14 protein-coding genes are annotated in these 12,059 nt (G+C 39.2%); all 14 read left to right on the forward strand.

The genetic code is table 11. The features are described from left to right. Nucleotides 1–47 precede the first annotated feature (47 nt). The 14 genes from glyA to FJQ98_RS03645 all read left to right on the forward strand — a co-directional run bounded on the left by glyA (nucleotide 48) and on the right by FJQ98_RS03645 (nucleotide 11,818). Nucleotides 48–1,289, forward strand: a complete 1,242-nt coding sequence (glyA, locus tag FJQ98_RS03580; RefSeq protein WP_053596451.1) for a serine hydroxymethyltransferase — start codon at nucleotides 48–50, stop codon at nucleotides 1,287–1,289. Nucleotides 1,290–1,584: 295 nt separating this feature from the next. Next, a complete protein-coding gene (upp, locus tag FJQ98_RS03585; protein ID WP_053596450.1) occupies nucleotides 1,585–2,214 on the forward strand; it encodes a uracil phosphoribosyltransferase in 630 nt (209 codons plus the stop codon). Between the two features lie 261 nt (nucleotides 2,215–2,475). Next, complete coding sequence (locus FJQ98_RS03590; RefSeq protein ID WP_143115009.1) at nucleotides 2,476–2,658, forward strand: hypothetical protein; 183 nt, start codon at nucleotides 2,476–2,478, stop codon at nucleotides 2,656–2,658. 189 nt (nucleotides 2,659–2,847) lie between these two features. Beyond that, complete coding sequence (gene wecB, locus FJQ98_RS03595; RefSeq protein ID WP_053596449.1) at nucleotides 2,848–3,969, forward strand: non-hydrolyzing UDP-N-acetylglucosamine 2-epimerase; 1,122 nt, start codon at nucleotides 2,848–2,850, stop codon at nucleotides 3,967–3,969. 517 nt (nucleotides 3,970–4,486) lie between these two features. Then, the gene (locus FJQ98_RS03600) at nucleotides 4,487–4,858 is read left to right on the forward strand and encodes an ATP synthase subunit I (protein WP_053596448.1); all 372 of its coding nucleotides are present in this window, start codon (nucleotides 4,487–4,489) and stop codon (nucleotides 4,856–4,858) included. Nucleotides 4,859–4,894: 36 nt separating this feature from the next. Further along, nucleotides 4,895–5,617 carry a F0F1 ATP synthase subunit A gene (gene atpB, locus FJQ98_RS03605; RefSeq protein ID WP_053596447.1) on the forward strand — a complete coding sequence of 241 codons (723 nt, stop codon included), beginning with the start codon at nucleotides 4,895–4,897 and terminating at the stop codon, nucleotides 5,615–5,617. A gap of 64 nt (nucleotides 5,618–5,681) precedes the next feature. Further along, the gene (gene atpE / locus FJQ98_RS03610) at nucleotides 5,682–5,906 is read left to right on the forward strand and encodes a F0F1 ATP synthase subunit C (RefSeq protein ID WP_004269474.1); all 225 of its coding nucleotides are present in this window, start codon (nucleotides 5,682–5,684) and stop codon (nucleotides 5,904–5,906) included. Nucleotides 5,907–6,082: 176 nt separating this feature from the next. Further along, the gene (gene atpF / locus FJQ98_RS03615; protein ID WP_053596446.1) at nucleotides 6,083–6,607 is read left to right on the forward strand and encodes a F0F1 ATP synthase subunit B; all 525 of its coding nucleotides are present in this window, start codon (nucleotides 6,083–6,085) and stop codon (nucleotides 6,605–6,607) included. Continuing rightward, the gene (locus FJQ98_RS03620; RefSeq protein ID WP_053596445.1) at nucleotides 6,604–7,140 is read left to right on the forward strand and encodes a F0F1 ATP synthase subunit delta; all 537 of its coding nucleotides are present in this window, start codon (nucleotides 6,604–6,606) and stop codon (nucleotides 7,138–7,140) included. Before atpF ends, FJQ98_RS03620 begins: the two co-directional genes overlap by 4 nt. A 28-nt stretch (nucleotides 7,141–7,168) precedes the next feature. After that, nucleotides 7,169–8,677, forward strand: coding sequence for a F0F1 ATP synthase subunit alpha (gene atpA, locus FJQ98_RS03625; RefSeq protein WP_053596444.1), 1,509 nt, complete (start codon nucleotides 7,169–7,171; stop codon nucleotides 8,675–8,677). Nucleotides 8,678–8,724: 47 nt separating this feature from the next. Continuing rightward, nucleotides 8,725–9,582: an ATP synthase F1 subunit gamma gene (atpG, locus tag FJQ98_RS03630; RefSeq protein ID WP_053596443.1), complete on the forward strand. Its 858-nt coding sequence runs from the start codon at nucleotides 8,725–8,727 to the stop codon at nucleotides 9,580–9,582. A gap of 49 nt (nucleotides 9,583–9,631) precedes the next feature. After that, complete coding sequence (gene atpD, locus FJQ98_RS03635) at nucleotides 9,632–11,047, forward strand: F0F1 ATP synthase subunit beta (protein ID WP_053596442.1); 1,416 nt, start codon at nucleotides 9,632–9,634, stop codon at nucleotides 11,045–11,047. A 24-nt stretch (nucleotides 11,048–11,071) separates the two neighbouring features. Beyond that, nucleotides 11,072–11,479 (forward strand): F0F1 ATP synthase subunit epsilon, encoded by a 408-nt coding sequence (locus FJQ98_RS03640; protein WP_053596441.1) that lies wholly within the window; start codon nucleotides 11,072–11,074, stop codon nucleotides 11,477–11,479. 99 nt (nucleotides 11,480–11,578) lie between these two features. Next, nucleotides 11,579–11,818, forward strand: coding sequence for a DUF1146 family protein (locus FJQ98_RS03645; protein ID WP_053596440.1), 240 nt, complete (start codon nucleotides 11,579–11,581; stop codon nucleotides 11,816–11,818). The last annotated feature ends 241 nt before the right edge of the window (nucleotides 11,819–12,059 follow it).

Here is a 12,059-nt window from a genome sequence, read left to right on the forward strand (position 1 = left end):
ATCAGTGGTATACAATTAACGATTATACTTAGGAGGCTTTTTCAAACATGGCATACGAAAAATTAGCAGTACAAGACAAAGCAGTATTAGACGGAATTCTTGCAGAAAAAAAACGTCAACAAGCAAATATCGAGTTAATCGCATCAGAAAACTTTGTATCTGAAGCGGTAATGGAAGCACAAGGTTCTGTTCTAACAAATAAATATGCTGAAGGTTATCCAGGTAAACGCTACTATGGCGGTTGTGAACACGTAGATGTTGTGGAAGATATCGCACGTGATCGTGTGAAAGAAATCTTTGGCGCAGAATATGCAAACGTACAACCACACTCTGGTGCACAAGCAAACATGGCTGTATACCACACAATTTTAGAACCAGGTGATACTGTTCTTGGTATGAATCTTTCTCATGGTGGTCACTTAACACATGGATCTCCTGTAAACTTCTCAGGTATTCTATATAATTTCGTTGAATATGGGGTAACAAAAGATACTCAAGTAATCGATTATGAAGATGTACGCCAAAAAGCATTAGAGCATAAGCCAAAACTAATTGTTGCAGGAGCATCTGCATACCCACGTGAAATCGATTTCGCTAAATTCCGTGAAATCGCTGATGAAGTAGGAGCATACTTCATGGTGGATATGGCACATATCGCTGGTCTTGTAGCTGCTGGCGAACATCAATCACCAGTGCCATACGCTGATTTTGTGACATCTACAACACATAAAACATTACGTGGCCCACGTGGTGGCTTAATCCTTGCTTCAAAAGAATGGGAGCAAAAGCTAAACAAATCTGTATTCCCAGGTATCCAAGGTGGACCATTAATGCACGTGATCGCTGCAAAAGCTGTAGCATTCGGTGAAACATTACAGCCAGAATTCAAAGACTATGCAAAACAAATTAAAGCTAATGCTAAAGCTTTAGCAGAAGTATTAATTGCTGAAGGTGTTGAAATTGTATCTGGTGGTACTGATAACCACTTGTTACTTCTTAATGTGAAATCTCTTGGTTTAACAGGTAAAGTTGCAGAGCACGCACTTGATGAAGTAGGTATTACAACAAATAAAAATACAATCCCTTATGATACAGAATCTCCATTCGTAACTTCTGGTATCCGTATTGGTACACCAGCTGTGACATCTCGTGGCTTCAAAGAGGAGGACATGAAAGAAGTTGGTGCAATTATTGCAGCAGTTCTTAAAAACCCAGAGGATGAAGCGGTCAAAGCTGAAGCAAAAGCTCGCGTAAAAGCTTTAACTGACAACCATCCATTATACGCATAATTAAAATCTATAAGGCTGTGATTAAAGTGATATATTACACTTTAATCGCAGCTTTTTAACTTCAGTGGACGACTTTGGAACAGGCTTTTCCTTATCTATTTATAAAGATTAGAAAATAGATCAAAACTTTATCAATGCTATTAATGATGCCACGATACTCGGTGAATAATCGATCTTACATGCAATAAACATTTTTGAAAAGGAGTTGTCCCAAATTTATTTTTGAGACGACTCCTATTTTCTGTTATACTAGGTGAGATAAAAATGAAATCCGAACGGTTAGGAGAGAATCCCTTTGAGCAAAGTATATGTATTTGATCATCCACTAATCCAACACAAGTTAACTTATATTCGTGACAAGAATACAGGAACAAAAGAATTCCGTGAGCTAGTAGACGAAGTTGCAACATTAATGGCATTTGAAATTACTCGTGATATGCCAGTAGAAGAAATTGAAGTTGAAACACCTGTTACAGTTGCGAAGACAAAAGTACTTTCTGGTAAGAAAATTGCGATTGTACCGATTTTACGTGCAGGTATTGGTATGGTAGATGGCGTATTAAAACTAATTCCAGCTGCAAAGGTTGGTCATATTGGTCTTTATCGTGATCCAGAAACTTTAAAACCTGTAGAGTACTATGCAAAACTTCCTGCAGATGTTGAAGAACGTGATTTCATCATTGTAGACCCGATGCTTGCAACTGGTGGTTCAGCAGTGGAAGCGATCAACTCACTAAAAAAACGTGGTGCGAAAAGCATTAAATTCATGTGCTTAATTGCTGCGCCAGAGGGTGTAAAAGTTATTCAAGAAGAGCATCCGGATGTAGATATTTATATTGCTGCACTTGATGAAAAATTAGATGACCATGGCTATATTGTACCTGGTTTGGGTGATGCAGGAGACCGTCTATTCGGTACGAAATAATACTGAACAGTTTTCAACGGTGATAACAAGGTTCACCACTGAAAGTTAGGATGACATTTTGATAAAACGTATGTCATGTTGATTTGAGTGGAGACTGGGTGACTCCTTGGGGATTAGCGTCACAGATGAGACCCTGGAGCGCAAGCGAAGTGGGTAGGGGAACGAAGGCTAAAGGCATCACGTCCTGTGATAAAGCCTTCGTGACCAACATCCTGCCGCTGACGCTTCGTTAGCACTACGCTTTCGCGCAAAAAACATCTGTTGCCCCGAAGCCCACAGGAAGCTCTGCTCTGCGCGAAAGCGAAGCGTCAGCGGCAAATGTTTTATCTGTGCGAAAGCGAAGCGTCAGCGACAAATGTTTTATCTGTGCGAAAGCGTAGCGGCAGCAACAAAGCGCCCAGTCGGAACGGAAATCAACCCCAGGTTATGATGATAAGCCAATAATAAACAGGTTCAGTATGTAATTTTTAGGCAACTTATAACTTTTGGAAGCGTCCTTCAATATTGAAGGACGTTTCATAGTATGTTTAGGTGAATTACTTCTTTTGAAGTTCGACACTTGCCTCATATGACGCAGATCAACGGGAGTAAATGACTTTTCATACAATATAACAAAGGACGGTGCAGATCGTTTTGATGAAAAAATGGAAAGTAATGACGATTTTCGGTACGAGACCAGAGGCTATTAAGATGGCTCCACTTGTATTGGAATTACAAAAACATCCTGAGCAAATAGAATCGATTGTGACGGTAACAGCCCAACATCGCCAAATGCTCGATCAAGTATTAGAAACATTTAAAATTACACCAGACTACGATTTAAATATTATGAAGGATCGTCAAACATTAATTGACGTGACAACTAATGCATTACAAGGCTTAGACAAAGTCATGAAAGAAGCAAAGCCAGATATTGTTTTAGTACATGGCGATACAGCAACAACTTTCATTGCAAGCTTAGCTGCCTTTTATAATCAAATTGCTATCGGACATGTGGAAGCAGGTCTTCGTACGTGGAATAAGTATTCCCCATACCCAGAGGAAATGAATCGCCAGTTAACAGGTGTCATGGCCGACCTTCATTTCGCACCGACAGAAGTATCAAAGAAAAATCTTTTAGATGAAAATAAAAACCCTGGAACTATTTTTGTAACTGGTAATACAGCTATTGACGCATTAGCTACAACAGTAAGTGAACATTATTCACATCCTGTATTAGAAAAAATAGGTACAGATCGTATGATTTTATTAACAGCGCATCGTCGTGAAAATCTAGGTGAACCAATGCGTCATATGTTCCGAGCGATTACTAGAATTTTAGCAGAGCATGAGGATGTGCAAGTTGTTTACCCAGTGCATATGAACCCAGCAGTACGAGAAATTGCTAATGAAATTTTAGGAGATCACAAGCGTGTACATTTAATTGAACCCCTTGAAGTCTTCGATTTCCATAACTTTGCGGCAAATTCCTATATGATTTTAACTGATTCTGGTGGCGTTCAAGAAGAGGCACCTTCATTAGGCAAACCAGTTCTAGTGCTTAGAGATACAACAGAGCGTCCTGAAGGTATTGCGGCAGGGACTTTAAAGTTGGCAGGGACGGAAGAAGAAACTATCTATTCTCTAGCAAAACAATTAATAGAAGATAAAAATGCCTATGAAGCAATGGCGAAAGCATCAAATCCTTATGGTGATGGGCATGCTTCTGAGCGTATTGTAAAGGCACTTCTAGAATTTTTACAAAAAAGCAAGTAATGTACTATTTTTGGAACTAAAAAATAAGTCTAATGTACCTATTGTTATGGGTAAGCTAATTTACGAGCATAAATGTGTCGTAAATTAGCTTTTTTTTGCATAATTGTGCAATTTAATTTTAAAACTATGAAATTTCATACACAAATTTGTCAACAATTTGACAAGAGTATAGTGGCTGTGAAGTTTTTCTCCTTTACTAATTGACTTCAAATATCTCCTATTGTATGCTTACAAAGGGTAAGAATGATAAGGGTTTCTATTCGTTAATAGAGGTTGAAACACTTGTTATATCAAGTTTCTACTAAATTGACAGTTCAAAACAAAACTGTCGATTTGCAACGTTTTGTGCGTTTCGGGGTGTAAGGCATTTTTTTGAATTTACACCTGTAATTTCAAAATGACTCTCCCGTTACTATTCCGCTGTGAGTAGTGTTTTTCACTGCTCTTTTCTGATTTCACATAGTGGTCAGCAAACGTTTTCTTTACTCGAAAAAATGATTCAGGAGATTATAAACCAATGCTAGATTTGCATCACATTTTTGCTGTGCAGAAAAGAGCGTTATTTTTTTTGCTCGCACTCTGTGCATTAGGCTGGGGATTTACGCCCTATCAGACGGTTTTTGCGGGCATCGCAATCGGTGCATTCTTTGGTACGTATAATTTTTGGATTTTAGTTCGCCGTATGGAGAAGTTTGATCGATCCATTAGTGAAGGGAAGAAGATAGGCTCGCTTGGTACAGCGCTTCGCTTTGCATCAGGTGTAGCGGCAGTCGCTCTAGCCATTTCGTTGCCAAACTATTTTCACTTAATTAGCACGGTCATAGGGCTAATGCTTCCGTACGTTTTTCTCTTTGTCGAGAGAATTGTGTCACATGTAAGGAACCACTAATGTGCTTTAAATTAGAAAGAGAGGTGAAAAATAACAATGAATCATGAAGCTCCATTAAAAGAGGTTGATTTTGGTTTGTTTACACTAACGTTCAACCTTTCAACTGTTATGATGTTACTAGTTGCGGCCTTAATCGTTTTCTTAATCGCATTTATCTCAACTAGAAGTCTAAAGTTGAAACCTACTGGTATGCAAAACTTTATGGAATGGATTATGGATTTCGTAAAGAACATCATCAAAAGCAACATGGACTGGAAAACTGGTGGACGATTCCACATTTTAGGTATCACGCTTATTATGTTCATCGCTGTATCTAACTTATTAGGTCTTCCATTCTCTATCGTCTATGACCACACACTTTGGTGGAAATCTCCTACAGCTGACCCAACTGTTACAATGACGCTTGCAGCAATGATTTTAGTCTTAACTCAATACTATGGTATTAAAATGAAGGGTACAGGCCATTATGTTGGTACATTCTTCAAGCCAATGTCATTCATGTTCCCACTAAAAATCGTAGAAGAGTTTGCCAACACTTTAACATTAGGTCTTCGTCTTTACGGTAACATTTATGCGGGTGAGATTTTACTTGGCTTACTTGCAGGTTTAGCATCATCTGGTGCTATTGGATTCATCGGAGCAATTGTTCCTACGATGGCATGGCAAGGTTTCTCTATGTTCATCGGCTTTATCCAAGCCTTTATCTTCACAATGTTAACAATGGTTTACATGGCTCATAAAGTGAGCGATGACCATTAATATAAAGCATACACCATATGCTTGAATTAAAAAAAACAAACAATTCCAAGGAGGAAATTTTCAAATGACAGGTTCATTAGGTTTATTAGCAGCAGCAATCGCAATCGGTTTAGGTGCACTTGGTGCAGGTATTGGTAACGGTCTTATCGTTTCAAAAACAGTAGAAGGTATCGCTCGCCAACCAGAAGCTCGTGGCGTTCTTCAAACTACAATGTTCATCGGGGTTGCATTAGTTGAAGCCCTACCGATCATCGCAGTAGTAGTAGCATTCATCGTAATGAACAAATAATTCAGTTGTACACTGAATTTTACTAGTGGCGAAGCAGGATTCTCCAGATGAAACTTCGCCCTTCATTTTGGGACTGATAAAAGCTATGTGTAAATATAGCTTTTTAAAATAGGTAGTTTTTCAAGTAATTAAATTATTATGTTGAAGTCAAAGCTCTTGAAGGGAGTGAAACAATCGTGTTTTTAGATTATCTTGTACTAGGTGCAGGCACTGGTGAAGGTTTCAATAATGGTGATATCGCCTCAACATTAATCATTTTCTTAGTGTTAATGTTTTTACTTAAAAAGTTCGCTTGGGGTCCACTTATGGGCATCATGCAACAACGTGAAGAATTAGTAGCTAGTGAAATCGAAGCAGCTGAAAAAGCGCGCAAAGATTCGCACAAATTTTTAGAAGAACAAAAGAGCCTTCTTAAAGAAGCTCGTACGGAAGCACAATCGATTGTTGAAGGCGCTAAGAAGCAAGGCGAAGTGCAAAAAGAAGAAATTCTTACTGCAGCTCGCAATGAAGCGAACCGCTTAAAAGAATCGGCTTTACGTGAAATTGAGTCTGAAAAAGAAAAAGCTATTGCAGCTGTACGTGATGAAGTCGTTTCATTATCAGTACTTGCAGCATCTAAAGTCCTTAGCAAAGAGATTTCTGAGGCAGACAACCGTGCTCTAATTGAAGAGACGATTGCGAAGGCAGGGGAAGCTCGATGAGTAATTCAACTGTAGCAAAACGTTACGCACAAGCGCTTTTTGAACTAGCGCAACAAAAAAACATTCTTGCTGAAGTTGGAGCAGACTTAAACGAGCTAACAAAAGTAGTCAAAGAATCTCCTGATTTTTTAACACTTTTAAATGCTCCTAAGTTCTCTATCGAACGTAAGAAACAAATGGTAGCTGAAATCTTTGCAAGTGCAACTCCAGATGTTTTACACACAGTTCAACTACTTGTTGAGAAAAAACGTGTAAACGAAGTGAAGCTTATTGCGAACGCATATGCTGAGCTTGCTGCACAGGCACAAGGTACTGCAGATGCAACAGTATTCTCTACTCGTGCACTTTCTGCTGAAGAAAGCGCTAATATTTCTACAACATTTGCGAAACTTGTAGGGAAACAATCATTAAACATTACAAACGAAATTGATCCATCACTTCTTGGTGGTATTCGTGTTCAAATCGGTAATCATATTTATGATAGCTCAGTAGCGAACAAGCTTGAGCGCCTAAAACGTGAATTAATCGGTTAATAATTTAGAAATGTGAGAGGTGACATACATGGGCATCAAGGCTGAAGAAATCAGCAGTCTGATTAAACAACAGATTGAGAATTATGAGTCTGAACTTAAAGTAAGCGAAGTTGGTACAGTTATCCGTATTGGTGACGGTATCGCACTTGCTCATGGCCTCGACAACGCCATGGCTGGAGAGCTTCTAGAGTTCTCTAACGGTGTTATGGGTATGGCTCAAAACCTAGAAGAAGGTAACGTTGGTATCGTAATCTTAGGTCCATACGCTGACATCAAAGAAGGCGATGAAGTTCGTCGTACAGGTCGTATCATGGAAGTACCAGTTGGTGAAGAACTAATTGGCCGTGTTGTAAACCCACTTGGTCAACCAGTGGATGGACAAGGTCCAATCAACACAACAAAATCTCGTCCAATCGAAAGTCCAGCTTTCGGTGTAATGGCTCGTAAATCAGTACACGAACCACTACAAACTGGTATCAAAGCGATTGACGCTTTAGTACCAATCGGTCGTGGTCAACGTGAGTTAATCATTGGTGACCGTCAAACTGGTAAAACATCTGTAGCAATCGATACAATCTTAAACCAAACTGGTGAAAATATGATTTGTATCTATGTTGCTATCGGTCAAAAAGAATCAACTGTACGTGGTGTAGTTGAAACGTTACGTAAGCACGGTGCACTAGATTATACAATCGTTGTAACTGCTGCTGCGTCTCAACCAGCTCCATTACTATATTTAGCACCATTTGCTGGTGTTTCTATGGCAGAAGAATTCATGTTACAAGGTAAGCACGTATTAATCGTGTATGATGATCTTTCTAAACAAGCATCAGCTTACCGTGAACTTTCACTTCTTCTACGCCGTCCTCCAGGTCGTGAAGCATACCCTGGTGACGTTTTCTACTTACACAGCCGCTTACTTGAACGTGCTGCGAAGTTGAATGAAACATATCAAAATGGTTCTATTACAGCTCTTCCATTCGTTGAGACACAAGCTGGGGATATCTCTGCATACATCCCAACTAACGTAATCTCAATTACGGATGGTCAAATATTCTTACAATCTGACTTATTCAACTCAGGTGTACGTCCAGCGATTAACGCGGGTCTTTCTGTATCACGTGTAGGTGGATCTGCTCAAATTAAAGCGATGAAAAAAGTTGCGGGTACACTACGTCTTGACTTAGCTGCATTCCGTGAACTTGAATCATTTGCTCAATTCGGTTCTGATTTAGATAAAATCACACTGGCTAAACTTGAGCGTGGTAAACGTACGGTTGAAGTTCTTAAACAAGACCTAAACAAACCACTTAAAGTTGAAAAACAAGTTGCCATCCTTTATGCATTAACTAAAGGTCACTTAGATGATATTCCAGTACAAGATATCGTTCGCTTTGAAGGTGAATTCTTAAGCTGGTTAGAAACAAACCACACAAACGTTTTAGATCACGTTCGTACTACAAAAGAGCTTGCTCCTGATGCGGATTACGTAGCAGCTTTAACTGAGTTCAAAAAAACTTTCGCTAAATCAGAATAAGTTCGAGCTAGTCACTTGATTAAAAAACAAAAGGTGGTGAAATACCAGTGGTAAACTTACGCGAAATAAAAGGTCGTATTAATTCTACAAAGAGTACGAAACAAATTACGAAAGCGATGCAGATGGTTTCTTCTTCAAAGTTACGTCGTGCAGAGCAAAACGCTAAAGCGTACGTTCCTTACATGGAAAAAATTCAGGACGTAGTAGGCGCGATCGCTTCAGGTACAAAAGACAGTGGACACCCAATGTTAACTGCTCGTCCTGTTAAGAAAACAGCTTACTTAGTCATTGGTTCTGACCGTGGTCTTGCAGGTGCTTACAACTCAAGTATCCTTCGTCAAGTACAACGTACAATTGATGAGCGTCATAAATCTAAAGACGAATACGTGATTTTAGCAGTAGGTCGTGTTGTTCGTGACTACTTTGTGAAACGTGATCATAATGTCATCAGCGATGTTGTCGGTCTACCGGATCAACCTACATTTGCTGATATTAAAGAAATCGCTCGTAATGCTGTTGGTATGTTCATTGACGGTACGTATGATGAACTTTATATGTACTACAATCACTTTGTCAGCGCTATTGCTAGCGAAGTGACAGAGAAAAAACTTCTTCCATTAACGGATCTTGCACCTGTTAGCAGTAATGCTTCTTACGAATTCGAGCCATCTGGTGAAGCAATTCTTGAAGTGTTACTTCCACAATACGCGGAAAGCTTAGTTTACGGCGCATTATTAGATGGAAAAGCAAGTGAACATGCTTCTCGTATGACGGCTATGAAAAATGCAACTGATAACGCATCTGATCTTATTTCAGACCTTTCATTGCAATATAACCGTGCGCGTCAAGCGGCGATTACACAAGAAATTACAGAAATCGTTGGTGGAGCTGCAGCCTTAGAATAGGCCCAGCTTCCCAATGTCGTATAAGAATACGATAGGAGGATACACAGTAATGAATAAAGGACATGTTATTCAAGTAATGGGTCCAGTTGTTGACGTAAAATTTAACAATGGCCAATTACCAGCAATCTATAACTCACTAACAGTTAAGATTGAACGTCCTAATGAAGAACCAACAATTCTTGCATTAGAAGTTGCTCTTCATTTAGGTGATGATTCTGTTCGTACAATTGCAATGTCATCTACTGATGGCTTACAACGTGGAGCAGAAGTAACAGACTCAGGAAAAGCTATCTCAGTACCAGTTGGTGAAGTTACTTTAGGTCGTGTATTCAACGTACTTGGAGAAGTAATCGACTTAGGTGAAGAGATTCCAGCTGACGTTCGTCGTGATTCTATTCACCGCGAAGCACCATCTTTCGATGAACTTTCAACTACAGTTGAAATTCTTGAAACAGGTATCAAAGTTGTAGACTTATTAGCACCATATATCAAAGGTGGTAAAATCGGTCTATTCGGTGGTGCCGGTGTAGGTAAAACAGTATTAATCCAAGAATTAATCAATAACATCGCACAAGAGCACTCAGGTATCTCTGTATTCGCTGGTGTAGGTGAGCGTACTCGTGAAGGGAACGACTTATTCTTCGAGATGAGCGATTCAGGCGTTATCAAGCAAACAGCGATGGTATTCGGTCAAATGAACGAACCACCAGGTGCACGTATGCGTGTAGCTTTAACTGGTCTTACAATGGCAGAATACTTCCGTGATGAGCAAGGTGCTGACGTACTTTTATTCATCGACAATATCTTCCGTTTCACACAAGCAGGTTCTGAGGTTTCTGCCCTATTAGGTCGTATGCCTTCTGCGGTAGGTTACCAACCAACACTTGCAACTGAAATGGGTAAATTACAAGAACGTATCACATCTACTAACAAAGGTTCTGTAACTTCTATTCAAGCGATCTATGTACCAGCCGATGACTATACTGACCCGGCTCCGGCTACAACTTTCGCCCATTTAGATGCAACTACTAACCTTGAGCGTAAATTATCAGAAATGGGTATCTACCCTGCGGTTGACCCATTAGCTTCGACTTCTCGTGCTTTATCACCAGAAATCGTAGGCGCTGAACACTACGCAATCGCTACTGGTGTACAACGTACAATCCAACGTTACCGTGAATTACAAGATATCATTGCTATCTTAGGTATGGATGAATTATCTGATGATGATAAACAAACAGTAGAACGTGCTCGTCGTATTCAATTCTTCTTATCTCAAAACTTCCACGTTGCGGAACAATTTACTGGTCAAAAAGGTTCTTATGTACCTGTTAAAGAAACTGTTCGCTCATTCAAGGAAATCCTTGATGGCAAATGGGATCACCTACCAGAAGATGCTTTCCGTCTAGTTGGTTCTATTGATGAAGTAGTTGAAAAAGCGAAAAGCATGGGCGTAGAGGTTTAATACTAGGGACGAGGAGGAAAAAATATGAAGACAGTTCTAGTCAATATTGTCACTCCCGACGGCCCAGTATACGATTCTGAAGTATCAATGGTTATCGCAAAGACAACTTCAGGTGAAATCGGTGTTCTTGCAGGCCATATTCCTATGGTTGCTCCACTTGCAATTGGTGCAGTGAAGCTTAAAAAAGAAGACGGTTCAACTGAACTTGTTGCCTTAAGCGGTGGTTTCATTGAAGTTCGCCCTGAAAAAATCTCAATTTTAGCGCCATCTGCTGAAATTGCTGAAAGCATCGATGTTAAACGTGCTAAAGAAGCCGTTAAACGTGCTGAAGGTCGTCTTCAAGGTAAACAAGATAACATTGATTTCAAACGTGCTGACCTAGCATTAAAACGTGCGTTGAATCGTATCAACGTTCATGAGGGTAATATCTAATTCAAATTTTAACGGGCAGATTCAACATCTGTCCGTTTTTTAACATTACCTAGATGCAACCGTCTAAGTGACCGATACGATTATTATGGAGGAACCAACATGGAAATATATGGGGCGATAGGACAAGAAGCTTTAATAGGGATTTTATCGCATATATTTTTTATCGCAATTACTTTTTACGCGCTACAAGCTTTTATGCTAGAAAAAATCTTTAAGCAGAATAAGGTTTTTCAAATCCAGTTAATTTATATTTTATTAAGTATAACGATAGGATCAGCCGTTTCAAATTTCTTTCTTCAAATTTCAAGCTGGTCAGGGAAGCTTCCGTATTTATTTTAGTAGCTCCTTATTACTTTTTTTATGTGCGAAATTGACTTTACATATTTCACAGGGCTTTATAAGATAATTTATGTGGTCCTTTGAAATATGTAAAAATAAGTTTAAGAAATCCATTAGATTTTGTTTTTTGTTCATAATTCTTTGGGTATGTATTAGAAATAATAGCTTTTCTCCCATGTTATTGGTCATTCACAAAAAAAAAAATCATGCGTACAATAAATTAATAGCAAAATATCAATAA

The sequence above is a fragment of the Lysinibacillus agricola genome, from assembly GCF_016638705.1.
Taxonomy (GTDB): Bacteria; Bacillota; Bacilli; order Bacillales_A; family Planococcaceae; genus Lysinibacillus; species Lysinibacillus agricola.

Excerpts from the sequence above, each read along its gene's own strand:
- glyA (WP_053596451.1), top strand. The coding sequence starts at position 48 with ATGGCATACGAAAAATTAGCAGTACAAGACAAAGCAGTATTAGACGGA.
- FJQ98_RS03600 (WP_053596448.1), top strand. The coding sequence starts at position 4,487 with ATGCTAGATTTGCATCACATTTTTGCTGTGCAGAAAAGAGCGTTATTT.
- atpB (WP_053596447.1), top strand. The coding sequence starts at position 4,895 with ATGAATCATGAAGCTCCATTAAAAGAGGTTGATTTTGGTTTGTTTACA.
- atpE (WP_004269474.1), top strand. The coding sequence starts at position 5,682 with ATGACAGGTTCATTAGGTTTATTAGCAGCAGCAATCGCAATCGGTTTA.
- FJQ98_RS03620 (WP_053596445.1), top strand. The coding sequence starts at position 6,604 with ATGAGTAATTCAACTGTAGCAAAACGTTACGCACAAGCGCTTTTTGAA.
- atpA (WP_053596444.1), top strand. The coding sequence starts at position 7,169 with ATGGGCATCAAGGCTGAAGAAATCAGCAGTCTGATTAAACAACAGATT.
- atpD (WP_053596442.1), top strand. The coding sequence starts at position 9,632 with ATGAATAAAGGACATGTTATTCAAGTAATGGGTCCAGTTGTTGACGTA.
- FJQ98_RS03640 (WP_053596441.1), top strand. The coding sequence starts at position 11,072 with ATGAAGACAGTTCTAGTCAATATTGTCACTCCCGACGGCCCAGTATAC.
- FJQ98_RS03645 (WP_053596440.1), top strand. The coding sequence starts at position 11,579 with ATGGAAATATATGGGGCGATAGGACAAGAAGCTTTAATAGGGATTTTA.